Source organism: Nocardia sp. NPDC047038 (assembly GCF_040644075.1).
GTDB lineage: Bacteria > Actinomycetota > Actinomycetes > Mycobacteriales > Mycobacteriaceae > Nocardia > Nocardia sichangensis.
In genome coordinates, this window is the sequence record NZ_JBEYVQ010000023.1 from 21,322 (window position 1) to 46,092 (window position 24,771).

Annotated in this window: 25 protein-coding genes and 1 pseudogene; 12 read left to right on the forward strand and 14 right to left on the reverse strand. The window is 68.3% G+C overall.

The window, feature by feature from the left end; translation table 11 throughout:
* The first annotated feature begins 18 nt into the window (after positions 1-18).
* A complete protein-coding gene (locus ABZ824_RS36160; protein ID WP_356968976.1) occupies positions 19-1,206 on the forward strand; it encodes an epoxide hydrolase family protein in 1,188 nt (395 codons plus the stop codon).
* Positions 1,207-1,366: 160 nt separating this feature from the next.
* On the opposite strand, the gene ABZ824_RS36165 is transcribed toward ABZ824_RS36160, so the two are convergent.
* Positions 1,367-2,113 carry an aminoglycoside phosphotransferase family protein gene (locus ABZ824_RS36165; RefSeq protein ID WP_356968978.1) on the reverse strand — a complete coding sequence of 249 codons (747 nt, stop codon included), beginning with the start codon at positions 2,111-2,113 and terminating at the stop codon, positions 1,367-1,369.
* Positions 2,114-2,118: 5 nt separating this feature from the next.
* On the reverse strand, positions 2,119-3,090 hold the full coding sequence (locus ABZ824_RS36170) for a WYL domain-containing protein (RefSeq protein WP_356968980.1): 972 nt from the start codon (positions 3,088-3,090) through the stop codon (positions 2,119-2,121).
* Positions 3,091-3,153: 63 nt separating this feature from the next.
* On the opposite strand from ABZ824_RS36170, the gene ABZ824_RS36175 reads away from it, so the two are divergent.
* The gene (locus tag ABZ824_RS36175; RefSeq protein ID WP_355080677.1) at positions 3,154-3,645 is read left to right on the forward strand and encodes a pyridoxamine 5'-phosphate oxidase family protein; all 492 of its coding nucleotides are present in this window, start codon (positions 3,154-3,156) and stop codon (positions 3,643-3,645) included.
* 15 nt (positions 3,646-3,660) lie between these two features.
* On the opposite strand, the gene ABZ824_RS36180 is transcribed toward ABZ824_RS36175, so the two are convergent.
* From ABZ824_RS36180 to ABZ824_RS36200, 5 genes are all read right to left on the reverse strand, one after another.
* Entirely contained in the window at positions 3,661-3,915 is a 255-nt protein-coding gene (locus ABZ824_RS36180; RefSeq protein WP_356968982.1) for a hypothetical protein, read from the reverse strand.
* Complete coding sequence (locus ABZ824_RS36185) at positions 3,912-5,156, reverse strand: RNA polymerase sigma factor (protein ID WP_356968984.1); 1,245 nt, start codon at positions 5,154-5,156, stop codon at positions 3,912-3,914. The genes ABZ824_RS36180 and ABZ824_RS36185 overlap by 4 nt, the downstream gene beginning before the upstream one ends.
* A complete protein-coding gene (locus ABZ824_RS36190; protein ID WP_355080684.1) occupies positions 5,157-5,495 on the reverse strand; it encodes a YciI family protein in 339 nt (112 codons plus the stop codon). It lies immediately after the preceding gene.
* Positions 5,496-5,509: 14 nt separating this feature from the next.
* Positions 5,510-6,094, reverse strand: a complete 585-nt coding sequence (locus ABZ824_RS36195; protein WP_355080686.1) for a dihydrofolate reductase family protein — start codon at positions 6,092-6,094, stop codon at positions 5,510-5,512.
* Positions 6,095-6,207: 113 nt separating this feature from the next.
* Entirely contained in the window at positions 6,208-7,017 is an 810-nt protein-coding gene (locus tag ABZ824_RS36200) for an isocitrate lyase/phosphoenolpyruvate mutase family protein (RefSeq protein WP_356968986.1), read from the reverse strand.
* 64 nt (positions 7,018-7,081) lie between these two features.
* On the opposite strand from ABZ824_RS36200, the gene ABZ824_RS36205 reads away from it, so the two are divergent.
* From ABZ824_RS36205 to ABZ824_RS36240, 8 genes are all read left to right on the forward strand, one after another.
* Positions 7,082-7,789, forward strand: coding sequence for a winged helix-turn-helix domain-containing protein (locus ABZ824_RS36205; protein ID WP_356968988.1), 708 nt, complete (start codon positions 7,082-7,084; stop codon positions 7,787-7,789).
* Between the two features lie 148 nt (positions 7,790-7,937).
* Positions 7,938-8,996, forward strand: a complete 1,059-nt coding sequence (gene argC / locus ABZ824_RS36210; protein WP_356968990.1) for an N-acetyl-gamma-glutamyl-phosphate reductase — start codon at positions 7,938-7,940, stop codon at positions 8,994-8,996.
* Positions 8,993-10,210, forward strand: a complete 1,218-nt coding sequence (argJ, locus tag ABZ824_RS36215) for a bifunctional glutamate N-acetyltransferase/amino-acid acetyltransferase ArgJ (RefSeq protein WP_356968992.1) — start codon at positions 8,993-8,995, stop codon at positions 10,208-10,210. Before argC ends, argJ begins: the two co-directional genes overlap by 4 nt.
* On the forward strand, positions 10,207-11,142 hold the full coding sequence (gene argB / locus ABZ824_RS36220; RefSeq protein WP_355080696.1) for an acetylglutamate kinase: 936 nt from the start codon (positions 10,207-10,209) through the stop codon (positions 11,140-11,142). The genes argJ and argB overlap by 4 nt, the downstream gene beginning before the upstream one ends.
* A complete protein-coding gene (locus ABZ824_RS36225) occupies positions 11,139-12,341 on the forward strand; it encodes an acetylornithine transaminase (protein WP_356968995.1) in 1,203 nt (400 codons plus the stop codon). The genes argB and ABZ824_RS36225 overlap by 4 nt, the downstream gene beginning before the upstream one ends.
* Positions 12,338-13,282, forward strand: a complete 945-nt coding sequence (argF, locus tag ABZ824_RS36230; RefSeq protein ID WP_356968997.1) for an ornithine carbamoyltransferase — start codon at positions 12,338-12,340, stop codon at positions 13,280-13,282. The genes ABZ824_RS36225 and argF overlap by 4 nt, the downstream gene beginning before the upstream one ends.
* 223 nt (positions 13,283-13,505) lie before the next feature.
* Positions 13,506-14,021 (forward strand): arginine repressor, encoded by a 516-nt coding sequence (locus ABZ824_RS36235; RefSeq protein ID WP_356968999.1) that lies wholly within the window; start codon positions 13,506-13,508, stop codon positions 14,019-14,021.
* Between the two features lie 392 nt (positions 14,022-14,413).
* Positions 14,414-15,394 (forward strand): diacylglycerol kinase family protein, encoded by a 981-nt coding sequence (locus ABZ824_RS36240; protein WP_356969068.1) that lies wholly within the window; start codon positions 14,414-14,416, stop codon positions 15,392-15,394.
* On the opposite strand, the gene ABZ824_RS36245 is transcribed toward ABZ824_RS36240, so the two are convergent.
* Complete coding sequence (locus tag ABZ824_RS36245) at positions 15,362-16,057, reverse strand: phosphatase PAP2 family protein (RefSeq protein WP_356969001.1); 696 nt, start codon at positions 16,055-16,057, stop codon at positions 15,362-15,364. The genes ABZ824_RS36240 and ABZ824_RS36245 overlap by 33 nt on opposite strands.
* A 229-nt stretch (positions 16,058-16,286) precedes the next feature.
* On the opposite strand from ABZ824_RS36245, the pseudogene ABZ824_RS36250 reads away from it, so the two are divergent.
* Positions 16,287-16,410 (forward strand): annotated as a pseudogene (locus ABZ824_RS36250) (arginine repressor); the annotation flags it as partial.
* A gap of 86 nt (positions 16,411-16,496) precedes the next feature.
* Positions 16,497-16,628: a hypothetical protein gene (locus tag ABZ824_RS36255; RefSeq protein ID WP_356969003.1), complete on the forward strand. Its 132-nt coding sequence runs from the start codon at positions 16,497-16,499 to the stop codon at positions 16,626-16,628.
* Positions 16,629-16,906: 278 nt separating this feature from the next.
* Here the strand turns inward: ABZ824_RS36255 and ABZ824_RS36260 are convergent, their stop codons facing one another.
* The 6 genes from ABZ824_RS36260 to ABZ824_RS36285 form a co-directional block, all read right to left on the reverse strand.
* Positions 16,907-17,287: a hypothetical protein gene (locus ABZ824_RS36260; protein ID WP_356969005.1), complete on the reverse strand. Its 381-nt coding sequence runs from the start codon at positions 17,285-17,287 to the stop codon at positions 16,907-16,909.
* Positions 17,288-17,342: 55 nt separating this feature from the next.
* On the reverse strand, positions 17,343-19,160 hold the full coding sequence (locus tag ABZ824_RS36265; RefSeq protein ID WP_356969006.1) for a hypothetical protein: 1,818 nt from the start codon (positions 19,158-19,160) through the stop codon (positions 17,343-17,345).
* A 101-nt stretch (positions 19,161-19,261) separates the two neighbouring features.
* Complete coding sequence (locus ABZ824_RS36270) at positions 19,262-19,825, reverse strand: helix-turn-helix transcriptional regulator (RefSeq protein ID WP_356969008.1); 564 nt, start codon at positions 19,823-19,825, stop codon at positions 19,262-19,264.
* Between the two features lie 74 nt (positions 19,826-19,899).
* Positions 19,900-20,967 carry a hypothetical protein gene (locus tag ABZ824_RS36275; RefSeq protein WP_356969010.1) on the reverse strand — a complete coding sequence of 356 codons (1,068 nt, stop codon included), beginning with the start codon at positions 20,965-20,967 and terminating at the stop codon, positions 19,900-19,902.
* Positions 20,964-22,889 (reverse strand): carbamoyltransferase C-terminal domain-containing protein, encoded by a 1,926-nt coding sequence (locus tag ABZ824_RS36280; RefSeq protein WP_356969012.1) that lies wholly within the window; start codon positions 22,887-22,889, stop codon positions 20,964-20,966. The genes ABZ824_RS36275 and ABZ824_RS36280 overlap by 4 nt, the downstream gene beginning before the upstream one ends.
* Positions 22,886-24,607, reverse strand: a complete 1,722-nt coding sequence (locus ABZ824_RS36285; protein ID WP_356969014.1) for a pyridoxal-dependent decarboxylase — start codon at positions 24,605-24,607, stop codon at positions 22,886-22,888. The genes ABZ824_RS36280 and ABZ824_RS36285 overlap by 4 nt, the downstream gene beginning before the upstream one ends.
* Positions 24,608-24,771: the final 164 nt, after the last annotated feature.

A 24,771-nucleotide genomic window follows, 5' to 3' on the forward strand; every position in this document is an offset into this window, starting at 1 on the left:
CTTCCTACCGTGGCCGATATGACTACCGAACCGGACATTCGCCCCTTCCGCATCGCCATCGCGCAGGAGCAGATCGACGATCTGCACCGGCGCCTCGCAGGCACGTCGTGGCCGAGCGACCTGCCCGGCGCCGGATGGGACAAGGGCATGCGAGTGTCCTACCTGCGACCGCTGGCCGAGTACTGGCGTACCGAATTCGATTGGCGCGCAGTGGAAGCGGAGCTGAACGAGCTGCCGCAGTTCGTCACCGACATCGAGGGGCAGCAGGTGCACTTCTTGCACCTGCGCTCGCCGGAGCCGGATGCCATGCCGCTGGTGCTCGGGCACGGCTGGCCCGCGTCGTTCGTCGAGTTCCTGGAGTTGCTCGGACCGCTGAGCGATCCGCGCGCACACGGCGGCGACCCGGCCGACGCGTTCCACGTGGTTGTGCCCTCGCTGCCGGGTTTCGCGTTCTCCGCGGTCGCCCCGGACCCGGGTGCGGGCTCGACCGAGCGGTTCGCGGAGGTGGTCGCGGCACTCATGGCGCGTCTGGGCTACCACCGCTACGGCGTGCAGGGCGGCGACGCGGGGTACTTCGTCGCCGCCCAACTGGGCCATATCGACCCCGAGCATCTGGTAGGCCTGCACGTGAACGGCCCGATCACGATTCCATCCTGGGACGGCGACGCCGAAAACTCCGGCGGCCCGGACGAATACGTGGCTCAGGCGGAATGGTCCGCGGCGGATCAGGCGAAGCTGGACACGATGACCGGTCCGGACAGCTATGCCCGCTACGACTACGCGACCGTGCAGGCGAACCGTCCGCAGACGCTCGCGATCGGCCTCCAGGACTCACCCGCCGGGCTGCTGGCTTGGATCGCCGACCTGTTCCGGCAGTACACCAACCCGGCGATCGAGCTGCCCGACGACGCGGTGGGCCGGGACGCGCTGCTGACCAACGTCAGCCTGTACTGGTTCACCGGAACCTTCGCCTCCTCGCTGCGGCTCTACAGCGAATCCGCGGTCTGGGGCGCGCCGACGCGGAAGTCCGATGTGCCGACCGCGGCGGCGATCTTCCCCGGTGACATGTCCGTCCGCAAACTCGCCGAAGACGCGCACAACATCGTCCGGTGGACCGAGTTCGACCGCGGCGGGCATTTCGCGGCGATGGAGGCGCCGGATCTGCTGCTCGCGGACGTGCGCGAGTTCTTCCGCACGCTGCGCTGATCCGGCCCACTCGTCCACAGAGCTGACCGGGCCGGACACCACCCGGCGGCCGCGCACGGCCGGTGAGTGGTCCATCCGTCGATGGACCTCGGCGGATCCGCTTGTCCCGCCGGGCTTTCCCGGGTCGAATGTCGGTGCGGCGGCACGCTCGAGACCCGGATCATCCGTCGTACCGGAGTGCCGCTTCGAAGGCGGCGCGGTGGGCGCTGGTGTAGGCCTGTTCCCGTTCGGACCAGGCGATGCGGGAGGCGACCTGCTCGGGGCTGGTGCCGCGATGGCCGGGGTCGGCCAGCTGTGCTGTCCACCAGTGGGCGTTGCGGATCTGGCGGTCGAGCATCGCGTCGACGACGTTGGCTCGCTCGGCATTGGTGAGGCCGTAGCCGTCGGCGAGGATTCGCACCTGGGCTGCCTGGGCGGGGGCGGTTGGCGCGTCGGGCTTCGAGGAGACGCACCACGTCCAGGCCAGGTATCCGAAGTCTTCGAGCGGGTCGCCGGGGGCGGCGGTGTCGAAATCGATGAAGGCGACCGGTCGCGCATTCCGGAAGACGGTGTTGTTGGGGCCGGGGTCGTGGTGGCAGACGACCGGCAGGCCTGCCGTGAGGCCGCTGTCGCGGGTCGCGTCGTGGAGCGAACGGAGCAGGGCCCCTGCTGCGGCGACCTGGGTGTCCGTCCAGCGCTGGAACCTGGCGGGCACCCATCCGGGCAGGTAGGTGAAGGTATCGCGGCCGGTGTCGTCGAGTCCGAGATAACGCGGTGCGCCGGCGAAACGGACTTGCTGGAGGTGCGTGAGCAGTTCGGCGACGAAGGCCGACGAGGCGGTGGCGGGTCGTCGCACCGTGTCGCCGACGCGGACCACGCCGGGGGTGATTCGTCCTCCGGTCAGGGGGATTTCGGCATCAGGTGACATAGGAACTACTTCCCGGAGTAGCGCGCGTGCATGGCGGCGGCGGTCGCCGCGAGTCGCGCGCGCAACTGCGGTGGGTCCAGAACCTCGACGTGCTCGCCGAGCGGCAGCAGGCCGTGGGCGAGCACGTCGTAGGACTCCGACGGAACCACCACCTCGACCCACCCATCGGCATCGGGCGGTCCCGCCGAGGCCAGTGCCTCCGCGACCGCCGCCGGATCGTTCGTCAGCCGCAGCAGGCGCAGGTGGGTGGCCGCGATCCGGCAGCGCGCCCGCACGCGCAGCATCGAGCGCGCGAATTCGTCGGCGGCCTCGGACCAATGTGTGCGCAGATCGAATGGCGCTGGGCGGGAGAAGGTTTCGCCGGTCGGCTCGGCGGCGAGTATCCGGCCGACCCGGTACGAGCGCGGTGTGGGCCCGCTGCGCGCCACCAGATACCAGGTGCCCGCCTTGAGCACCAGACCGAGCGGGTCGAGCAGGCGCTCGACCACTTTGTCGTTGCGGCGGTAGCGCACCCGCAGCCTGCGGTCGTGCCAGAGCGCGTCGGCGATCGTCGCGAGCATCGGCGTCTCGTCCGGCCGGTGGAACCAGCCCGGCGCATCGACGAGCACCCGTTCGGCGATGCGCGTCGCCCGCCCGCGCAGTTCCGGCGGCAGCGCGGCGAGCACCTTCAACTGCGCGGTGGCCAGCACGGTCCCGAGCCCGAGATCGGCGGCGGCGCCGGGCAGACCGGTCAGCAGCACCGCGTCGGCTTCGTCGGTGGTGAGGCCGGTGAGCCGGGTGCGGTAGCCGTCGACCAGCCGCACGCCACCGGCCCGGCCCGGCTCGCTGTAGACCGGGACACCGGCCGCCGAGAGTGCTTCGACGTCGCGGTAGACGGTGCGCACCGACACCTCCAGTTCCCTGGCCAGTTCGGGCGCGGTGAGCCTGCCCCGCGTCTGCAACAGCAAGAGCAGCTGCACCAATCGACTTGCCCGCACGTTGGCGAGACTAGCCGGAAACCTGGACAGGAGATGGCAAGTATTCGCCGTACCGTCGCCGGTATGACCACTTGGAGCCGGTTCACCGAAGAAGCGCCGCACATCGCCGAGATCTTCCTGCGCAGGCACCGCGCGGCGGGCAATCTCTGCATGCTCGGCACCATCCGTTCGGACGGATATCCACGGATCAGTCCGATCGAGCCGCGCGTCTTCGATGGGCTCCTGGTGATCGCGGGGATGCCGGGCACGACCAAGTTCCGCGATCTGGCGCGCGATCCGCGCTTCTGCCTGCACACCGCCACGGTGGACACGAACGTGTCCGACGGCGACGCCAAACTCTTCGGCACGGTCGTCGAGCTTCCTGACCGCGACGTGCACGTTCGCTTCGCTCAGCACCTGTTCGACGAGACCGGTTTCGACATCAGGGGCCAACAGTTCGACCACTTCTACGTCGCCGATCTCACCGGCGCGTCGACAGTGGAGGTCGCGGGCGACCACCTCGACATCACCATCTGGAAACCGGGCGAAGGCGAACGCGTGGTGCGCAAGCACTGACCCGGCGCCGCCGCCTCACTCCCGTGCCGTCAACTGGGCGGCGATCGGGCTCGGGACCGGGACACCGCGCTGGCGCAGGTCTTCCAGGAATCGGCGGACGAGAGGATCGCCCGGGGTGGCGGTGAGGCAGACGACCTCGCGCACCAGGGGCGGACGCAGGCTGCGGACGGCGCCGGAGAACGTGGCCGTCAGCGCGCTGTGCGATGCCGAGTCCGGCGGCGGCCAGCTGGGCGGTGGTGGCGGCGGCCGCCCGGCGTTGCGCGCCGTCAATCGCTCCGGCGTGGTTGCCCACCGAGGTCGGCGCGCCGACGCGCCAGGAAACTGCGCTCGGCGGCATTGTCGGTGCGGGCGATGGCGGCGTCGTAGGCGGCGGCGGCCTCCTCGGTGCGGCCGAGCCGGGTCAACAGGTCGGCGCGGATGGCATGGAACAGGTGGTACCCCGCCAGGGGCAGGGCGTCCACCTGTGCCAAGGCCGTTGCCGAACCGTGTATTTCGGCGACCGCCACCGCGCGATTGAGCGCGACGATCGGACTCGGCGCGAGTGCGGCGAGCTGGTCGTAGAGCCGCAGGATCTGGGTCCAGTCGGTGGCCGCGGCGGTGGGCGCGTCGGCATGCACCGCGTTGATCGCCGCCTGCAGCTGGTATTGCCCCGGCTGGTTGCGGCGCAGGCACTGCCGGACGAGTGCGTGTCCTTCGGCGACGAGGTCGCGGTCCCACCGGCTGCGATCCTGCTCCGCGAGCGGGACGAGAGAGCCGTCGGCACCCGTGCGGGCGACCCGGCGGGACTCGCTCAGCAACATCAGCGCGAGCAGTCCGGTCACCTCGGGCTCGTCCGGCATCAGCTCTGCCAGCAAGCGCCCGAGGCGGATCGCCTCGGCGCAGAGGTCGGCCCGGACCAGCCGCGCGCCGGAGGAGGCGGTGTGCCCCTCGGTGAAGATCAGATACACGACGGCGAGTACCGCGCGCAGCCGGGCGGGCAGCTCGGCGTCGGCGGGCACCCGGTAGGGAATGCGGGCATCCCGGATCTTGCCTTTGGCGCGCACCAAGCGTTGCGCCATGGTCGCTTCCGAGACCAGGAATGCTCGGGCGATCTCGGCGGTGCTCAACCCGCCGAGCAGCCGCAGGGTCAGTGCCACCCGCGCCTGCTGCGCGAGGGCGGGGTGGCAGCAGGTGAAGATCAACCGAAGGCGGTCGTCGCGCACGGCGCTCACGGGCTCCAACGGTTCGTCCTCGGCATGCAGGAGTGCGGCCTGCGCGTGCCGGTCCGCCCGGGAGGCATCGCGGCGCAGGCGGTCGATCGCCCGGTTGCGCGCGGTGGTGATGATCCACCCGGGCGGGCTCGGCGGGACACCGTCGGCGGGCCAGCGCTGGACGGCGGCGGCGAACGCGTCCTGCACCGCGTCCTCGGCGACGCCGATGTCTCCGAACACGCGGATCAAGCTCGCCACCGCACGGCCGTAGTGCTCGGCGAACACCGCTTCGATCACCGAGCCGGTCACGGCCTCGCTCATCTATTCGTCTCGGATCGGACGGACTTCGATGGGCAGAGTGACGACGGCGGCGAGCCTGCGGCCCCACTCCAGAGCCTCGTCGAGATCGGCGGCGCGGATGACGGTGAACCCGCCGATGTGCTCCTTACCCTCGACATACGGGCCATCGGTGATCAGCATGTCGTCGCCTTCGGCGCGCAGCACGGTGGCGGTGCTCGGCGCGTGCAGGCCCGCCGCGAACACCCAGGCTCCCGCCGCCCGCATCTCGTCGTTCAGCGCCGCGAGATCGCGCATGATCTCGTCCAGGTTGTCCGGCACGCCATCGTCGGGCTGGTAGATGCCGAGCAGATAGTTCTTCATTCCGTCGTCCTCCCTCACGCACGCCGGTAGGTGGTGATGACGACACCGGTGCCGGTCACCACGGTGTCGACCGACCGCAGGCCGACCGGCCCCACGCCGTCGAACAGGCGGCGACCGGTGCCGAGCACCAGCGGGTGGGTCAGCAATAGGTACTCGTCCACGAGATCGTGACGCATCAGAGAGCGCAACAGGTCACCGCTGCCGAGTACCACCAGGTTCCGGTCCGGCTGCCGCCGCTGTATTCCGGGCACCGCCGTCGCCGCGTCGCCGCCGAGCCAGGTCGAATTCCGCCAGGCCAGCGGCCCGCTTCCGGTGCGAGAGGCGACGATCTTCTCGGTCTTGTCCAGCGCCTCGGCCATCGGATCGCCGACCTGTCGCGGCCAGTATCCCGCGAAATCCTCGTAGGTGCGCCTGCCGAGCAGCAGCGCGCCGCGGTTGGCCGCCATATGCCTGCCCATGACCTCCGCCTGCACCGGGTCGTCGTGCCGGTGTGCCCAGCCGCCGTGGGCGAATCCGTCCCTGCTGTCCTCATCCGCCCGGCCGGGCGCCTGCATGACGCCGTCCAAGCTCAGATGCTCCACCGCGATGATCTTGCTCATCTCCGCTCCTTCCGCGGCCGGTCTCACCACGTACACGAACGGACGACCCGCGTATCGACAGCGAGCGCGGAATATTTTCCGCCCGATTTCCGGCACCGTGGCATCGGGCGGACTCACTTGTCAGGCAGCAGGCGTTGGATGTCGGAATAGCTGACGATGCCCGGCGCGACGGGAGCGTCGTGCCGCACGGCGCGGGCCACGTCCACCGCGGCCGACAGTGCGGCGCGGTAGAGCAGCGATCCGGTGCTGATCCGGCGGACACCCAGGTCTGCCAGCGTCGCGATGCCGGGGCCGGTGGCCGAATAGAGGACGTTCACCGGCAGCTCGGTCGCCGCGACGATCCGCTCCACGCGGGCCGGGTCGGCCACGCCGGGCACGAACACGCCGTCGGCTCCGGCCGCGGCGTAGCGCCGCGCACGCTCATGCGTGGAGCCGTGGTCGAGGCCGAGCCAGTAGGTGTCGACGCGGGCATTGACGAACAGCTGCGGCGTGCGGTCCTTGATCGCGCCGATCAGCGCTGCTTGGTGCCGTGGGTCGGCCAGAGCGGAACCCGCGCGGCCGTCTTCGAGGTTGATACCCGCGATCCCGCAGGCGGCGAGTTGTCCGGCGAAATCGGCGACCGCTTCGGGTCGCTCGTCGAACCCGCCCTCGATGTCGACGGTGATCGGGATGGGCAGCCGGCCCAGGCGCCGGGCGGCGTCGAAGGTCTCCGCCTTCGTGACGCCCGCACCGTCGGCGAGCCCCGCCGCGGCGGCCACGCCCAGGCTGGTGGTGCCGATCGCCGGGAATCCCTCGGTCGCCAGCAACGCCGCCGAGGCGAAATCCCAGGCGTTCGGCAGCACCAGGGGCAGGTCGCGGTGGTGCAAAGCGCGGAAGATCTCGAACTTGGTCGGCGCGGGCGCCGCCGGAGAAGACGAAGTCATGCCGCGACCGTAGCCATGGGACGTTTCGGCGCCCGCCGAAACGACGACGCGCCATGATGAGGTGATGTCCGATCGAGGAGCCGAACTGGCGGGCCTGGCCGCTCTGCTCGCCGACCGCACCCGCGCCGACATCTGCCTCGCGCTGCTGGACGGACGGGCCTGGACCGCGGGCGAACTCGCGCGCCATACCGGTGTCGCGCCGTCCACCGCGACGCAACACCTGGACCGGCTGCGCGACGGCGGGTTGGTGCTCGAGCATCGGCAAGGCAGGCACCGCTACCTGCGACTGGCCGGGCCGCGGGTCGCGGACCTGCTCGAGGCCATGGTCGCCCATCTCGGCCCGGCCGCCGCCCCGGCGACCGGGCTGCGCCCCGCGACCGCCGCCGCCGCGCTGGCCCGTGGCCGCACCTGTTACGACCATCTCGCGGGCCGGTTGGGTGTGGCGGTCACCGACGCCATGACCGCGCAGGGCCTGTTGCGCGGCGACAGCGGGTTCGCGCTGACGGAGTCCGGCTCGGCGTGGCTCACCGGGCCGATGGGCGTCGACTCCGCCGCGCTGCGCGCCACGCGAAGGCCGATCGTCCGGCCGTGTCTGGACTGGACCGAGCGCCGCGTTCATCTGGGCGGCGCGGCGGGCGCGCAACTCTGCCGCCGCATGATCGAGCTGGCGTGGATCAAGCGGATCGGTAGCGGGCGCGCCGTGCGCGTGACGGCGCGAGGCGAGGCCGGGCTGGCCGAGACGCTGGGCATCGCCCCCGGACTACTGCGCTGACCTGCGGCGGACCGATGCGCCGTACCTTGCGTGACCGATGCCGCGAGCTCGCCGTTTCGCCTGACGACGCGGCGGGTATCTGGTGGTCGTGAACCGCTCCCGGCGACCAGGCTGTGAATGAGCTTGCATAGTCATGCATAATCATCACATGGTTGATTCCTCGGGCGGACCCGCCGTGCGGGTCGCGGTAGCCGGTGCCAGCGGGTACGCGGGCGGCGAAGTGTTGCGTCTGCTGCTGGGGCATCCGGCCTACCGAACCGGGCGCCTCGTCATCGGGGCGCTGACCGCGGGCTCCAATGCGGGTACCCCGCTGGGGGAGCTGCAGCCGCATCTGCTGCCGCTGGCCGATCGGGTGCTCGCGCCGACCACGGCCGCCGAACTGGCCGGACACGACGTGGTCTTCCTCGGCCTGCCGCACGGCCAGTCCGCGGCCATCGCCGCCGAGCTGCCCGAGTCCACCGTGATCATCGACTGCGGCGCCGACTTCCGGCTCACCGACCCCGAGGCCTGGGAGAAATACTACGGCAGCCCGCACGCGGGCAGCTGGCCCTACGGGTTGCCCGAGCTGCCCGGCGGCCGGGAGAAGCTGCGGGGCGCGACGCGGATCGCGGTCCCCGGCTGCTATCCGACCGTCGCGAGCCTCGCGCTGGCTCCCGCCGTCGCCGCGGGCATCGTGGAGCCCACCGTGCACGTGGTCGCGGTGAGCGGCACCTCCGGAGCGGGCCGCAAGCTGGACATCGGGCTGTTGGGGTCGGAGGTGATGGGTTCGGCGCGGGCCTACGGGATCGCGGGCGCGCACCGGCACACCCCGGAGATCGCGCAGAACCTCACGGCGGCAGGCGGCACGGACGTCACGGTGTCCTTCACGCCGGTACTCGCGCCGATGCCACGCGGCATCCTGGCCACCTGCACCGCACCGATTCGCGTCGACGCTGCGCAGGCGCGCGCGGTCTACGAAAAAGCCTATGCCGACGAGCCTTTCGTGCACCTGCTGCCGGAGGGCGCGCTGCCGCAGACCGGGTCGGTGCTCGGCTCCAACGCCGTGACCCTGCAGGTGGCCGTGGACGCCGACGCGGGCGTGCTCGTGGTGATCGGCGCGATCGACAACTTGACCAAGGGCACCGCGGGCGCCGCGGTGCAATCGATGAACCTGGCCCTCGGCTTCGAGGAGACCGAAGGACTTTCCACCGTAGGAGTGGCACCGTGACATCGACCGACACCGCCAGCGGCAAGCTGGTCCGCACCCAGGGCGTGACCGCACCACTCGGCTTCCGCGCGGCGGGCATCGCCGCGGGCATCAAGGTCAGCGGCAAGCCGGACCTGGCGCTGGTGTTCAACGAGGGGCCGGAGTACCCGGCCGCGGGCGTGTTCACCCGCAACAAGGTGAAGGCCGCTCCGGTGCTGTGGTCGCAGCAGGTGCTGACCGGCAAGCGGCTGCGCGCGGTGATCCTGAACTCCGGCGGAGCCAACGCCTGCACCGGCCCGGGCGGATTCCAGGACACGCACAAGACCGCCGAGGAACTCGCCGCCGCGCTGAGCAACTGGGGCACCGAGACCGGAGCGGGGGAGATCGCGGTCTGCTCCACCGGGCTCATCGGTGATCGGCTTCCGATGGACAAACTGCTCCCCGCCGTCACCGAGATCGTGCACGAGATGGGCGGCGGCCTGTCCGGCGGCGCTGATGCCGCGTGGGCCATCATGACCACCGACACGGTGCCGAAGGAGGCGGCGTTCCACCACCGCGACAAGTGGAACGTCGGCGGCATGGCGAAGGGCGCGGGCATGCTGGCCCCATCGCTGGCGACCATGCTGGTCGTGCTCACCACCGACGCGGCGGTGACCGCCGATCAGCTCGACCGCGCGCTGCGCAACGCCACCGCGCGCACCTTCGACCGGCTCGACGTGGACGGCTCCTGCTCCACCAACGACACCGTCCTGCTGCTGGCCAACGGCGCGAGCGAGGTCAGCCCGAGCCAGGAGGAGTTGGACGCCGCCGTGCTCGCGGTCTGCGACGATCTGGCCGCCCAGCTGATGGCCGACGCCGAGGGCGTCACCAAGCGGGTGCTGGTCACCGTCGCAGGCGCGGTCACCGAGGACGAGGCCGTGGCCGCGGCGCGCACCGTCGCCCGCGACAGCTTGGTCAAGACGGCGCTGTTCGGATCCGACCCGAACTGGGGCCGGGTGCTCGCGGCGGTCGGCATGGCGCCGGTGACGTTGGACCCGAACCGGATCTCGGTGTCGTTCAACGGCAAACCGGTGTGCATCGATGGCGTCGGCGCGCCCGGCGCGCGCGAGGTCGATCTGTCCGGCGCCGACATCGAGGTGCTGATCGACCTGAACGTGGGCTCCGCGCGTGCGACCATCCGCACCACCGACCTCTCGCACGGTTACGTCGAAGAGAACTCGGCCTACAGCTCATGACCAGCGATGTGCTGCACACGCTTTCGGCGTTGGACAAGGCGCACGTCCTGGCCGACGCCCTGCCGTGGTTGCAGAAGTTCCGGGACAAGATCGTCGTCGTGAAGTACGGCGGCAACGCCATGGTCGACGACGACCTCAAGCGGGCCTTCGCCGCCGACATGGCGTTCCTGCGCACGGTCGGCGTCCACCCGGTGGTGGTGCACGGCGGCGGCCCGCAGATCAGCGCGATGCTGAAAAAGCTCGGGCTGCAAGGCGAATTCCGCGGCGGCTTCCGGGTGACCACACCCGAGGTGATGGACGTGGTGCGGATGGTCCTGTTCGGTCAGGTCGGCCGCGAGCTGGTCGGCCTGATCAACTCGCACGGCCCGTACGCGGTCGGCATCTCCGGTGAGGACGCGCGGCTGTTCACCGCGACCCGCCGCACGGTCGAGGTCGACGGCGAGCCCACCGACATCGGGCTGGTCGGCGACGTCACCGAGGTGAACCCGGATGCCGTGCTGGATCTGATCGGGGCGGGCCGAATTCCCGTGGTGTCGACCATCGCCCCGGACGCGGATGGCGTGGTGCACAACATCAACGCCGACACCGCCGCCGCGGCGCTCGCCGAGGGCATCGGCGCCGAGAAACTGGTGATGCTCACCGACGTCGAAGGCCTGTACACGAACTGGCCGGACCGTTCGTCGCTCACCTCCAGCATCGATACGAAAGCGTTGGCCGAGTTGCTCCCACGCCTCGATGCGGGCATGGTGCCCAAGATGGAAGCCTGCCTGCGCGCCGTGACGGCGGGGGTGCCGACCGCGCATGTCATCGACGGCCGGGTCCCGCACGCCGTGCTGCTGGAACTGTTCACCGGAGAAGGAATCGGAACGATGGTGACGCCCGCCCCGCTCATCCCGAACGGGTCCGGCGCGCCGAACGGAACGAAACAATGAGCACAGCTGAACTGCAGCAGCGGTGGTCCGCCGCGCTGATGAACAACTACGGCACACCGAAGGTCGCGCTGGTCCGCGGCGCGGGAGCCGTGGTGTACGACGCGGACGGCAAGCGCTACGTCGATTTCCTCGGCGGCATCGCGGTCAACAGCCTCGGGCACGCGCACCCGGCGATTCTGGAGGCGGTCACCCAGCAGCTCGGCACGCTCGGGCACGTGTCGAATCTGTATGCCAGCGAGCCGGTCGTCGAGCTGGCCGAGCGGTTGCTCGCGCACTTCGGCGACGGCGAAGGCCGGGCGTTCTTCTGCAACTCCGGCACCGAGGCCGTCGAAGCGGCGTTCAAGATCGCACGGCTGACCGGGCGGCCCAAGCTCGTCGCCTGCGAGGAGGCCTTCCACGGCCGCACCATGGGCGCGCTCGCCCTCACCGGGCAGCCGTCCAAGCGCACCCCGTTCGAACCGATGCCGCCCGGCGTCGTGCACGTGCCCTACGGCGACGCAGCGGCGCTGGAGGCCGCGGTCGACGAGGACACCGCCGCGGTGTTCCTCGAGCCGATGATGGGGGAGAGCGGCGTGGTGGTACCGCCGTTCGACTACCTGGCCAAGGCGCGTGAGATCACCGCGCGCAAGGGTGCGCTGCTGGTGCTGGACGAGGTGCAGACCGGCATCGGCCGGACCGGGAAGTTCTACGCCCACCAGGCCGTCGGCATCGTCCCGGACGTGATCACCCTGGCCAAGGGTCTCGGCGGCGGACTGCCGATCGGCGCGGTGCTGGCCACCGGGCGAGCGGCCGATCTGCTCACCCCCGGCATGCACGGCACCACCTTCGGCGGCAATCCCGTGTGCGCCGCGGCGGCGCTCGCGGTGCTGCGCACGATCGATGAGACCGACCTGCTCTCGCACGTCGAGTCGGTCGGCAAGCGGCTCAGCGACGGCATCGAACTGCTCGAGCATCCGCTCATCGATCAGGTGCGCGGTGCGGGCCTGTTGCTGGGCATCGTGCTCACCGACGAGGTGTCCGCACAGGTCGAGGCGCGGGCGCGGGAGGCGGGCTACCTGGTCAACCCGGCCAAGCCCGACGTGATCCGGCTGGCGCCGCCGCTGGTGCTCACCGAGACCCAGGCCGACAATTTCGTCGCCGACCTGCCCGGGATCCTCGACGCCGCGCTCGCTGACGCGAAAGGGGCTGCGGCGCAATGACTTCCGTGCGGCATTTCCTGCGTGACGACGATGTCAGCCCGGCCGAGCAGGCCGAGATCCTCGCCCTCGCGGCCGAACTCAAGAAGTCGCCGTTCGCGCGGCGCCCGCTGGAGGGTCCGCGCGGCGTCGGCGTGATCTTCGAGAAGAACTCCACCCGCACCCGGTTCTCCTTCGAGATGGGCATCGCCCAGCTCGGCGGGCACGCGGTGGTCGTCGACGGCCGCGACACCCAGCTGGGCCGGGAGGAGACGCTCGGCGACACCGGCCGAGTGCTGTCCCGGTACGTGGACGCCATCGTGTGGCGCACCTTCGAGCAGTCCCGGCTGGACGAGATGGCCGCCACCGCGACGGTGCCGGTGGTCAACGCGCTGTCCGACGAGTTCCATCCCTGCCAGGTGCTCGCGGACCTGCAAACGCTCGCCGAGCACAAGGGCGACCTGACCGGTCGCGAACTGGCCTACTTCGGCGACGGCGCCAACAACATGGCGCACTCGCTGCTGCTCGGCGGCGCCACCGCGGGTCTGAACGTGACCATCGCCGCGCCCGCGGGGTTCGAGCCGCAGCCGTGGGTGGTGGAGGCCGCGCGCAAGCGGGCCGCCGAGACCGGCGCGACCGTCACGGTGACCGGCGACCCGGTCGCCGCCGCGTGGGGCGCCGACGCGCTGGTCACCGACACCTGGACGTCCATGGGGCAGGAGAACGACGGCCTGGACCGGGTGGGTCCGTTCCGCCCGTTCCAGCTCAACGCCGAACTGCTCGCGCACGCGAAGCCGGACGCGGTCGTGCTGCACTGCCTGCCCGCGCACCGTGGCGAAGAGGTCACCGACGAGGTGCTCGACGGGCCGCACAGCGTGGTGTGGGACGAGGCGGAGAACCGCCTGCACGCGCAGAAGGCGCTGCTGGTCTGGCTGCTGGAGCGACGATCCGGGGGATCGGTGTGAGCGGTCGGGCCAGGAGGCGGCAGCGGAGTGTGACCGGCTCCGCTCGTGCCGGAAGGGCGCAGCGTGAGCGAGGGCGTATCACCGGCGTGGCCATGCTCGTCGGGCCCAGCGGGGCTGCCTGGAGCCAACCGGACCCCAGCGAGATGCAGCCGGTGAGGGAGTGTCAGCCAGGGCACAGCGCTCAGCCGCGTACGCCGATCCTGCGCCCTAGCGAGGCGCGGTCGTGAGCGTTTCGCAGTCGGAATCGGGACGAAGCGGCCCGGCCATCGCGCGCACCCGCGCCGGGCGGCAGTCGCGCATCATCGAACTGCTGTCGGCGCACGCGGTACGCAGCCAGACCGAACTGGCGGCGCTCCTGGCGGCCGAGGGCATCGAGACCACCCAGGCGACGCTGTCGCGGGACCTCGACGAACTCGGTGCGGTGAAACTGCGCGCGGCAGACGGCGGCGCGGGCGTCTACGTGGTGCCAGAGGACGGCAGCCCCGTCCGCGGTGTCACCGGCGGCACCGACCGGCTGTCCAAACTGCTCGGCGACTTGCTGGTCTCCACCGACGCCAGCGGCAACATCGCGGTCCTGCGCACCCCGCCCGGCGCGGCCCACTACCTGGCCAGCGCCCTCGACCGCGCAGCCCTCCCGTACATCGTCGGCACCATCGCGGGCGACGACACCATCGCCGTCATCGCCCGCGAACCCCTGACCGGCGCCGAGGTAGCCGCGAAGATCGAAAAACTAGCCTGATCCGCCCCCGACTCCGTGCCTGATTCGTCGAACCGCCAATGACCTTCTCTCGAACTGCGTGAGTAGATCCATTGGTCCTCCCTCCCGAGGTGGTGGTACGTCGGCAGGGCTTCCGGGCAGCTGCTCGACGACTCCTGCACACATGAGCTGAGGAATTCGCTGGTCAGGGGCACATTTCTTTCGTCGTCGTACCGGGTCGCCGTGGACCGAGACGTAAGATACGGAAGTGTCAGGGTCAGCAACCGCCAATGGGGACATGACGTGTCAGTCCGATGCCGACGAGCGGCCGACGATCCTTCGCGGAATCCGACCAGTGGGGTCTGCGAAGGCGACCTGAGGTCGCCATCGGTAGCTGATAGCAGCCGGGGGAAAGCTTCATGACCTTCCCCCTGATGCCCCGTCCGAGCGGCGGCCCGTCCGAGCAGGGATCGGCGCGTTGTGGCTGGAGTGCCGTGGACCCGCCGCTACGGCCGGTGTTGTTTGTCAACCCGAAGTCGGGCGATGGGGCGGCCGGTCGCGCGAGGGTTGCTGAACGGGCACGGGATCTCGGGATAAAGGTGGTCGTTCTCGATCCCGGCGAGAGCCTCACCGAGCGCGTCGAGGAGGCGGTGAGGCAGGGCGCGGACGCGCTGGGGATGGCTGGTGGCGACGGCTCCCTCGCGGTCGTGGCAGCGGCCGCCGCCGCGCAGGGTGTGCCGTTCATCTGCATCCCGGCCGGGACACGCAACCACTTCGCGCTCGATCTGGGAGTGAACCGGCAGGACGTGGCGGGCGCGCTCGACGCGTTCACCGATGGGGTCGAGCGCCGGATCGACCTGGCAGAAGTGAACGGCCGCGCATTCGTGAACAACGTTTCACTCGGGATCTACGGTGAGGCGGTCCGCCATCCGGCCTATCGCGACGCCAAGGTGCGCACTCTAATGGAGACAGCCGATCGGGTGGCCGGCCCCGGTGGAAGGACACCGGCGCTGCACCTCGTCGACGACGTAGGCCGGCAGCACGCTCAGCTCGCTGTTGTGCTGGTTTCGAACAACCCCTACGCCTTGGGCCCCCCTGTCCTGGGCAGTCGCCCGTCGCTCGAGAGCGGCCTACTGGGCATCGTCGTTCTCGACGCGCCGGATCCCAGGCGGCATCCTCCAGGTCGCGCTTGGAGCGCACCGGACTTCGAGGTCTTCGCACCCGCGCCGGTGCACGCGGGTATCGACGGTGAGCCAGTGGTGCTGAACGCGCCGCTCAGGTTCGCCATTCGCCCGACAGTGCTCCGCGTGCGCATCTCCTCCCGGCATCCTGGCGCCTCGCCCTCCGCTCGTCTGCGACCGGCAAGGTCCCCGAGGAGCGCTTCACCGTCTGTCCGCCGGCGAGCGTCGGAGTAGTCGGCCGGGTACGACGCCTCTCCGCCTCGACGACCGATACCTGCGGTCGCGTACGCCCGCCACCATGGCCGACGTTCCGGCTCCGAGGACCGAGCCGAGCACGACGTCACCGGGGTAGTGCACGCCGGTGTGCACCCTTGAATACGCCACTCCACCGGCGAGCAACCGGATCGGCACTGCCAGCGCCGGGTAGTGTCGGCCCACCGTATAGGCGAACGCGAAAGCCGAGGCGGCGTGACCGGACGGGAAGGACGCGGACTTCGGCATGGGCACGAGACGGGTTTCGAACGGCTCCGGGTCGGGTCGCTGCGGACGCCGCCGATGGGCGAGAGGCTTGAGGCCGAGGTTCACGGTCGCTGACGTCGCACCGATCGCGAGCACACCTTCGAGCGCCACCTGGCGGCCACGTCCACCTCCGAGGGCGGCGATCACCGCGGCGATGCCAAGCCATAGACGTGAGTAGTTCGCCGCCTTCGAGAGCCGACGAAAGGCATCGTCCAACTGAGGCGTGGGAGTCAGCGCCACGGCTCGGTACGCCGCTCGGTCGACCGCTCCCATCTCGCGCAACGCTTCCGCCCACGGGGACCTCGCACCCCGCTGGTCCTCGACCTTCCTCGCGATGGCGTCCCCGACCGTCTGCTGCTTGTCGATCCGCTCCGGCATACCGGTGATAGTAGGTGGAGGGCTGCTACCGCCGATCGACCAGTGCGCACGAGCCGGGGCCGCGGTTGTGAACGGGTCGAGCCCGCCGAGTTCCACGGGAGCACCGCCACGTACGGCTGCCACGGCAAGGCATCGAGGAACTCGGTCCCAGCGGAGAACCGCCTGCCCGCTCGGAAGCGGGACGAAGCGGTCCGGCCATCGCACGACCCGTGCCGGTCGGCAGTCGCGCATCGTCGGCCTGCTACCGGCGCACGCGGTGCGCAGCCGGACCGAGCTGGCGGCGCTCCTGGCGGCCGAGGGCATCGAGACCACCCCAGGCGACGCTGCAGCGAGACCCGGACCGGCGCGGAAGTGACCGCGATCTCCGGCAAGGTTCGTGCGGAACGCCGGAATGACGGGGGTACCGTGGCGCGGTGACCGATGATGGCCCGGATACAGGGTGCCGGAATCCTTTGCGCGGCAGGTGATCCACGAAATCAACTACCACGGGTTCGGTGCGGTCCGGGACTTCGCGGTCAGCTCCGAGATCCGGCATCCGCACGACCTGCCGACGTTGCTCGGCGAGGGATAGCAGGCGGAGTTCGTTTGCGCGGTCGGTAACGAGGCTCCGGCGGCCGAATCTCGGACGTTGCGGGCACAGGTCACGATCTACCCGACAGTACAGTTGCTGCTTTGATAACCGGCGGAAACAGTTAGCTTGGGGGCCGTTGAATTCGATCCGGTTGACAAGCGAGCCCACCTGCCGACTGCGCGGTCCTGGCGCCGATGGACCGGCCTCGAATCGGGTCGGCCCGTTCGGTCGATCGCACACGTCCTTGTATTACCCCGAGATGGTGGAGTGAACCGTACTCACTCGGCGAGTGCGCGCACCCTTTCGAAGAGATCGACGATTCGTGTGAGAGTGTCGAGATTCGTGAGCGCCTCTGGAATTCGGCGGAAGAGCCGAGTCCACCTGCCGGTTGCCCGTTCGAGGTCGGGTTCGGATTCGCCGAGGGCTTCGATGACTTCATCGACATCGGCGGGTTCCGCGTACGGACCCTCGGTGTCGGTGAGTAGTGCTCGGAGCGTGATCAATTCGCTACGCAGCTGAGCGATTGTCGTCTGCAGAGCGTCCCGGTCGCCGCCGCCGTTCACCGTGACTCGTCCGTGTATGGCCCCGGAATTGCCGGAACCGCCGATGTTTCCCGCGACGACATTGCCGCCGCCGATATTCACGCCGTTGTCGGGCATTATCGAGTACTCCTAGTCGTTTCGGTCTTCGTCCTGGCGGTGGATCGGGCCGAAGTCATCCTGCGGCCGGTGTGCCGATGACATCGGCGGATCCGACGGTGCCGGAATTGCCGCTGCCACCTATACTCCCCGCCACCACCGTGCACCCGTCCATGACCGTCGCATTGTTGATCTGGGTGACCATCGCGGTGAAGGTCCCGGTGGCGATGCCCTTCGATGCGAGAAACCGCTGGATCGCGTCCAGCACGCGGCGCTCGAGAATCTTCAGATACTGGTCGGCATCTGTCTCCTGGAAAAAATGCGGGAACGCGATTCCCGCGCCGATCTCGCGTACGGTCGCCGCCGCACCGAAGGCATGGGCGGCCTGGGCGGGCGTCCTCGTCAGCCCGTGGCCGTAGCCGAGTACGTCGCGAACCCACGTCGTAACGTCGGCGACGCGGGAAGGAACCGTCGTCGGCAGCAGCGCCATCTCGCCGAGGGCCCGCCACAGGGACCGGGCCATCGTCGCGCCGGGCGGCGTGTCGACTGTTCGGTAGGCTGCGGCGACCGGCGGCAGGACGAATCCGTTCCACTCCAAGTAGAGAGTGCGCCGCTCGTACCCGACGTGCAGGTAGCCCGCGACCGCAAGCTGTCGTTCCCAAGCTTCGACTCGGAAACAGCGGTACAGGCGCAGCCATTCCGGTGAACGATTCAGCAACCCGTGCCAGTATGTGTCGGCCAGTAGGGGATTGCGGCCTGCCGTCAGTTCGTCGGCGAAGAACGTGGCGTCGGCGTAGTGCCGAAGGTGTCCCGCGGACACGAAAGCCGTGTCGGTGATGGTCAATCCGGCGAAACGACCGCCCGGCGTGATATCGGGCGACTTCCGGATGGCGTCGACGTCCTCGGCTACGAAGTTCTGCAGATCCGCGGCAGTGAACTCGCCGATTTCCGCATCCGGCTTCGCCGTGGGATCGTCGGAGTGCAACTCGACCGCCTGTGACCAGGACCGGACTCTCGCGCCCGCGCCGACGAACGGCCGATTGCCCCGGTATACGACCACATTGCGCGGCATCGGGTGGGTGGCGCGTCGTTCCTCTTGGGCGATTCTCTCCAACCGACCGGCGAATTGTCGGCAAGCCCAACTGACGAACGGGCGTGGCGGCGTGTCCGGATGGAAAAAGCCGAATTGGAAGCACCGGTCGGCGAGCACCCAGGGTAGAAAGCGCTGCACGAACAGCACGCAGTACATCGCCACCGTCACGAGGAGCAGGGCGAAACCACTGGCGATGGCGACGAACGATGTCAGGCCGTCGGTGAAACTCAGGTCGGGGCCGTCGCTGAACCCTTTGCCGAATCCGTCGCCGCGCCGGGAGCGGCTCGTATTACTTTCGTCGGATCCGAACATGAGCAGCAGGGTCAGCGGAAAGCTCAGCGCGAGCACGAAGGTCCACGACAGCGGTAGCCACAACAGCGCGGTCGACCACCACGGCGGCGGTGTGCTACGCGCCGGCCGCCGCCCGGTGTCCGGACCACTCTGGCGCCGCATCACGCGGGCGACGATCCGGGCACTGACCCGCCATGCGAGCCCCGAGGCAAGCCAGATCACGATGAGTCCGCCTCCGAGGAAAAGGAAGGCCAGCAGCAGAACGAGCAGCAGGGCGTTCCCGATCCGCCGGGCGGTCTGTGCGGCGACGGCTTCTCTGAGGACGACATCGGCGCGAACGCCCGGCGACGGCACCACCACCCGGAACGGCTCAGTCAGGAACTCCTCGACGAGCGTGTCGGCGAGTAGTGGATGCAGGTGCGCCGCGGATGCCAGGTAACGGGTGGCTTCGTCCTCCGGGACGATAACCGGCCCTGATCTCGGTGCCGCGCTGATCTGCTCCTGTACCACCTGTTGCCCCCATTCGGTGAAAGTTGTTCTCGCGCAGACACTAACAGCATCGGCGATGCGTTCGGCGGCGTTTCGCCCGGCCGTCGGATGATAAATCCCGGTCAGTTTTCCAGTGCGGTCACCGCCGCACGGGCCACGCGTCGCCGGCCACGTCTTCCAGGAACGGCGCTGGCCAGGGTCCGCCCGATGTCCTCGGTGTAGGCGCCGTTATCCAGCAGTTGTCCGACGTAGCGCACTTCCTTGGCCGCTATCCGGCGCAGCCGGTCGCCTCCCACCATCAGGTCCAGCTCATGAATTTGGTTGATACTGGCAGTGATTTCAGCGACATCCGAGGCACCTACACGGATGCTTGGGGTCGATGACACTGTGGCAACTGCGTGTCCTGTCGCGCGGGTCGTTACGCCGGCTCCGGCGCCGAGGGCGCTGGCTCGTAGAAAGTTGCGACGGTTCACATCCGCCTCCTCGTCTGACGCCACTGCCAGTATGGCAAGCGGGACGTGAAGTGCCTTGGCGACTCGGCGTAATACTCGCACATCGTGCACGGCCGTCCCGCCGCGTTCGAGCTGGGAAATGGTGGGCTGGGTATAGCCCAGAACGGCTCCCAATTCGGACTGGGTCATGCCGAGCGACTTTCGTATACGGCGGATAACCTCGCCAGTCGTCATGTGCATTCCGCTGTCTCAGTTCCTTGTGAATGTGCGTCTGCAAGATCGGTGCGGTTCGATTGTGGATGCCTCAGCTACCATGCTCCTGGCCATGATTTCGCCGTGGCATCCAGTGGGAACTCGATGCTGTAGTCAATCGATCGGATCGGTTCGACGCGTTCCCTGGTCAGGCGGTTCAGCCAGGTATTGGTGTAGTAGGCGCTGAAGTCTTCGATGAAGTACTCATCGGATCCGATGACCGGGATCGGCCCGATGTCGACCAGCACCCATCGATCGCCATGGTCGTCCCAGACGAAGTTTCCGGGATGAAGATCGAGAACAAGACCGTATTCGAGTAGTTCTCGTAGAAGGGCCGAGTGCAAGCGCCTCAAGTCAATCCGTTGTTGCCGATTCGGCAGGAATCCGGATTTGAGAATCGCTACTCCGTCTCTTCCTGGTACGTAGTCGTGATACAGGGTTTTCGTCGTCGGTTGGAAGTCGGCATTGGCGGGGATGCGGTCATGAAGACGGGTCTGGGCGAGGAGGCGGTAGTTGGCGAACTCGAGCGGGAGCAGCACCTCACGGGCTGCATAGTTCCGGGGGTGTTTACGGACCCGTGAGCCAGTTCGGATCACGTCCGCTGCAGAGCCAGAGCCGAACAGAGCCGCATCGGTGGTTGCTTCATGCGCCTCGGCGAGGCGGTAGAGGCCCATTACGGTGAGTTCAGCGAGGCACCGTCCCACTGTCTTCGCTTCGACGCCTGCGGTGACCCACTGGTTGAAGGCGTAGGTCAGTACCGGAGCGAAGCCTTGCTCGTGCATGTCGAGGGCAAGGCCCAGTTGATGCTCGGCTGACAACGGTAATTGCTGTACCGCGGCGCCTATGTCGGCCAGCAGCGACTGTGGCCTGAATTTCGGCCGCGGGCCGGTAGCACGGTTGGACAGCAGCCGTGCGGTGGACTCGACGAGGTCGGCGGTGAGCGGGCTTGTGGTGAGGTCCTGGACCGCTGCCCGCCACTGTGTGTCGCGATCGAGGTCGGAGTGGTCGACGCTGCGGCCGTAGTTCTTGATGACGGCGGCCAGGATGCGGGTGCGGTCGGCTTCGGCGAAGGCAGCGTAGTGGCGCAGGTGGTCTTTGAGGACTTCGTCGGGGAGCGTGGTCATCGGCGGTCCAATGCGCCGGGGTTTTCGAGCAGGTACGCCTCGGTGCAGTTCCGGACGTGCTTCGCGTCATTCGCGTTCCGGACGTCTGTGGCGGCGAAAAGCGCCGGGTTGTCGTAGAAGTAGGTGAGCTCGCGCCGGTCGAGGTCATGCGGGTTGAGGCTCCGGATAACTGCGTCGGCGCCTGTCCCGGCAGGTGGCTCGAAGAACTGCCGCTGGCGCGGGCGGGGTCCTGGGTAGTGTGTCGTATTGTCGCGCAGGCTGATCAGGGTTGTTGCGTTGACGACCAGTGACCGAATCCCTTTGCCTGCGGCGAAGTGGACGGCCTCCGAGAGCCGGTTGATGATGGGTTCGCCGGCATCGTTGAGGGAGGTATTTCCTAGAATCGGGACCCTGGTACGTCTTTTGAAGGCGTGAAGCAGTTCTGCGAGGTCGCGGTTGGTGCTGGGTCTGACCGATTGCGCGCGGGCGCTGTGGTCGAGGTGTAGGACTCCGGGGACCACAGCTCGCGCACGGGCGGTGGCTTGGAAGTTGAGCAGCATGTATGGCGAGTGCCGGTAGTCGCGGAAGTAGTCGTGGCCGTCGTCGTCGAGAATCAATGGTGCCACAGGGCGCCACCACTGCCGCTGCTTGATGTGGTTGAGCCGATCCTTGATTTCGAGCGATCGCGGGTCGGCCAGCAGGGAGCGGTTTCCCAGTGCTCTGGGGCCGACCTCGGCCGAGCCGTTGACCCAGGCGACGATCCCGTCTCTGGTCAGGAGTTCCGCGACATCGTTCGCCGATACTGTGTTCACGTCCTCGACCAGGTCCGACACCAGCTCGAGTTCGGCGGCGATGTCGCCGGGGCCTTGACCGTGGTAGGCGCTGCCGAATTCAGTGGTGATCTTGCCACTGCTCAGATGGGGAAAGAACGCAGCCAGCCCAGTTCCCAGTGCGATGCCGCTGTCACTGGTACACGGTGGGATCTGGAAGCCGGTGAACCCGAAATCCCGCATCAGTTGCGAGTTCGTCGGACAGTTGAGAGCAAACCCTCCGGCCAGCGCCATCCGGGAAGCGGCCAAGTCGGCGCCGTACTCGGTCTCAGCAAGGTACAGGTTGCGGCGGACGATACGCAGTGACAGTCTCGCGATGATCTTCATGACGGCACTGACATGGTGTTCGAGTGAGGTCAGGGATGCAGCGGCCGGTGTCGCGGCGCCGCGGACAACCTGCAGGGTGTTACGCACATGAGCGTCGATGGTGTCGACGATGTCGGCTGCGGCACGCCGTGCCGACCGGTCGAGAAGAGGCTGCCGATCGAACGCGGTCAGGTCCAGTTCGGTGGCATCGTCACATGCTGAGGCGAGTGCCATCAGTGTTCCTTCGCGCAGCCCGTACTTCTTGCTGGCGTAGGACCACAACCGACCCGGCGATTCGCAGGGGAACATGCGCAGGCCGCGGTCATCGATGACGCAGCCCGGGTAGTAGTGGCGGTTGTAGGCGTCGGGTTCGAACAAGCAGTCGGGACCGGCGTCCAGCGACATGGCCACGACTGGTTCGGTGAACGGTGCCCGGTTCTGACAGAAGAGGGCGGTCATGAGGTGAGCCATGCCGTGGAATGCGTACGCGCCGCCGAAGGTGCGCTGGTAATCAGTGTTGGTTTCGATGCCGGGCGTTCCCCAGATTTCGACCACGTCGCGCAGGTCGGCGCCTTCCTCAGCCAGGAGATACAGAAGGAGTCGGCGCGCCTGGTTTTGGTCGTAGAGTGCGCGGCTGTGCTGCTTGATGCCGCTGATTCGCTCGAACTCCCAGTATCGGCGGAGTCTGAGGGTGCCGTCGTCGAGCTCCCACAACGCGGCGCCGTGATCGTGGCGCAGGCGGATGTCGAGGAGATTCTTCAGGGCGCCGATGTCGAAGAATGTGGAGAGGTAGAGGCCGTCGATCATGCCAGCGATCCCGGTCGGAAGATCAGCGGCCGGGCCTCATGCGGTCCGGTTACAGATGTGTGGTCCGCGGGTTGGCGGTCGAATTCGTCGAGTAGTTCACCGAGTGTGCGGGCGTAGGTGATGGCGGTCTTCTCGTCGTAGAACGGCGACATGGGGTAGGACTTGTGGACGCCGATCTTCGCGCCGCCGACCAGCTTGTGATAGCCGGAGGAATAGTCACAGGCGATCGGACAGCGGCCCAGAGCTTGTTGTTCGAACAGATACCGGTAGAAGCGGTAGTTGTAGCGCGCCATGTATTCCAGACCGGCTCGGGTCCACGCGTGGTCGAATAGCGTCGGCGTATCCGTAGCCGGTTTGGCGACGAACAGCACGGCGAAGCCCTGGCAGTCGGCGTCGCTGAGAACTTCGAACCTGCTCAGCGCAGTGAGCTCGTCGGCGAACCGCTGCGAGGACACGAGCAGACCGCCGATGAGGCGTTGGTAGCCGGTGACGCCGAGCATCTTCAAATTGACGTAGGCCTGCACGGGCCCGGCCATCGAACGGCTGAGTTCGAGGGTGTATTGGAACGGCGAATGGTGACCGAACCGAAGATCTTGGTACGGCAGTCCCTTACGGCCACCGCCGCCGATCGGGTGGTCGGCGTCGGTGATTCCACCCTGCTGGTAGATCTCGGTCCTGTCGGCGACCATGTAAATGCTCGATGTGTACGAGGCGAATCCGGTCTTATGGAAGTCGACGCCGAAGGAATCTGCGAGGTGGACCTCGGCGATTCGGGCGGCCTGTGTGCGGATGCGGGCCAGCGTCGTCGGCGGGAACCGCAAGGAGTTGGCCTGGAAGTCGTAGTCACGGAAGAACAGCCACACCCACCCGACGACCGAGTCCACGTGTACGCGAGGCACGTAGTCGAGGCCGAGGTCTTCGACAAGGTGGTCACGCAGGGCGACGATCTCACCGATGGGGTCGACGAGCATCTGAATTGTGGTTCCACCGTTGGCGAAGATCGTCACGACCTGCTCGCCCGCGCGGACGCTGCGCCGGATCGTGTTCTCCAGTGCGTGCAGGTCCATGACGCCGTCGGCTCGGGTCGGTACGCGTAGGCAGCTACTTTCGCCGATGCCCAGCCACCCGCACGCCTCCTCGTGACAGGGGTGACCTTGGGTCGAAGACACCACTCGCACTGGGGTGGTGATGCCCTCACGGCGAGCCTGCGGCTGCGCCCGCTGGATGCCGTGCTTGATCGCATGCATGTTGGTGCTCTTGCCGCCGAAGGTGAAGACTCCACCCGACCTGTCGACGTCGATCCCTGCCAGCTGGGACAGCATCTTCACCACAGCGAGCTCGGTGCCGAGCAGCAAGCCGCTGGACATGTCCTGCGCACCGTTGGGGTTCAGCGCAGACGTGTATGCCGCAGCCGCCACCGACGGCAGGGTCGGTGGCGGGGTTACATTGATCATGGTTCCGGGGTGGTTCCAGCGCAGCATGCCTTGGAAATAGGGCGCCAGCTCGGCCAGCACGGTCTCCGGTGCACTGGATTCGTGCGCGAGTGACTCGTGTTCGAGCATCTGGCCAAATGACCGCAGGTCCTCACGTCTCATACGGGGATCCGCCTGATCGGTGTAGCCGCTGACGAGATCTTCCAGCAGGCGCAGACAGCGGTGCATATCGGCGAAGTCGGATCGGGCGGGATGCTGGAAGAGGTCGAGTAGAGATGTGTTCATCTCTCGCCCGTCTGCGAGAGAGACATTGTGCGGCAACGAGTTCGAGGGTTTGCGTGTGGTTGCCCTAGTCATACCTCTGAGGATCGGGGAACGCGAGAACCGCGGGAACGTAGCAAGACGTAGCACACCAAAGATCGCGATACAGCGAATGCTGTTGGGGCCAG

Excerpts from the sequence above, each read along its gene's own strand:
- ABZ824_RS36260 (WP_356969005.1), bottom strand. The coding sequence starts at position 17,287 with ATGCCCGACAACGGCGTGAATATCGGCGGCGGCAATGTCGTCGCGGGA.
- ABZ824_RS36205 (WP_356968988.1), top strand. The coding sequence starts at position 7,082 with ATGTCCGATCGAGGAGCCGAACTGGCGGGCCTGGCCGCTCTGCTCGCC.
- ABZ824_RS36190 (WP_355080684.1), bottom strand. The coding sequence starts at position 5,495 with ATGAAGAACTATCTGCTCGGCATCTACCAGCCCGACGATGGCGTGCCG.
- ABZ824_RS36165 (WP_356968978.1), bottom strand. The coding sequence starts at position 2,113 with ATGTCACCTGATGCCGAAATCCCCCTGACCGGAGGACGAATCACCCCC.
- ABZ824_RS36200 (WP_356968986.1), bottom strand. The coding sequence starts at position 7,017 with ATGACTTCGTCTTCTCCGGCGGCGCCCGCGCCGACCAAGTTCGAGATC.
- ABZ824_RS36240 (WP_356969068.1), top strand. The coding sequence starts at position 14,414 with ATGCCCCGTCCGAGCGGCGGCCCGTCCGAGCAGGGATCGGCGCGTTGT.
- ABZ824_RS36280 (WP_356969012.1), bottom strand. The coding sequence starts at position 22,889 with ATGATCGACGGCCTCTACCTCTCCACATTCTTCGACATCGGCGCCCTG.
- ABZ824_RS36285 (WP_356969014.1), bottom strand. The coding sequence starts at position 24,607 with ATGAACACATCTCTACTCGACCTCTTCCAGCATCCCGCCCGATCCGAC.
- ABZ824_RS36175 (WP_355080677.1), top strand. The coding sequence starts at position 3,154 with ATGACCACTTGGAGCCGGTTCACCGAAGAAGCGCCGCACATCGCCGAG.
- ABZ824_RS36160 (WP_356968976.1), top strand. The coding sequence starts at position 19 with ATGACTACCGAACCGGACATTCGCCCCTTCCGCATCGCCATCGCGCAG.
- ABZ824_RS36245 (WP_356969001.1), bottom strand. The coding sequence starts at position 16,057 with ATGCCGGAGCGGATCGACAAGCAGCAGACGGTCGGGGACGCCATCGCG.
- ABZ824_RS36270 (WP_356969008.1), bottom strand. The coding sequence starts at position 19,825 with ATGACGACTGGCGAGGTTATCCGCCGTATACGAAAGTCGCTCGGCATG.
- ABZ824_RS36275 (WP_356969010.1), bottom strand. The coding sequence starts at position 20,967 with ATGACCACGCTCCCCGACGAAGTCCTCAAAGACCACCTGCGCCACTAC.
- ABZ824_RS36225 (WP_356968995.1), top strand. The coding sequence starts at position 11,139 with ATGAGCACAGCTGAACTGCAGCAGCGGTGGTCCGCCGCGCTGATGAAC.
- argB (WP_355080696.1), top strand. The coding sequence starts at position 10,207 with ATGACCAGCGATGTGCTGCACACGCTTTCGGCGTTGGACAAGGCGCAC.
- argF (WP_356968997.1), top strand. The coding sequence starts at position 12,338 with ATGACTTCCGTGCGGCATTTCCTGCGTGACGACGATGTCAGCCCGGCC.
- ABZ824_RS36195 (WP_355080686.1), bottom strand. The coding sequence starts at position 6,094 with ATGAGCAAGATCATCGCGGTGGAGCATCTGAGCTTGGACGGCGTCATG.
- ABZ824_RS36185 (WP_356968984.1), bottom strand. The coding sequence starts at position 5,156 with ATGAGCGAGGCCGTGACCGGCTCGGTGATCGAAGCGGTGTTCGCCGAG.
- argC (WP_356968990.1), top strand. The coding sequence starts at position 7,938 with ATGGTTGATTCCTCGGGCGGACCCGCCGTGCGGGTCGCGGTAGCCGGT.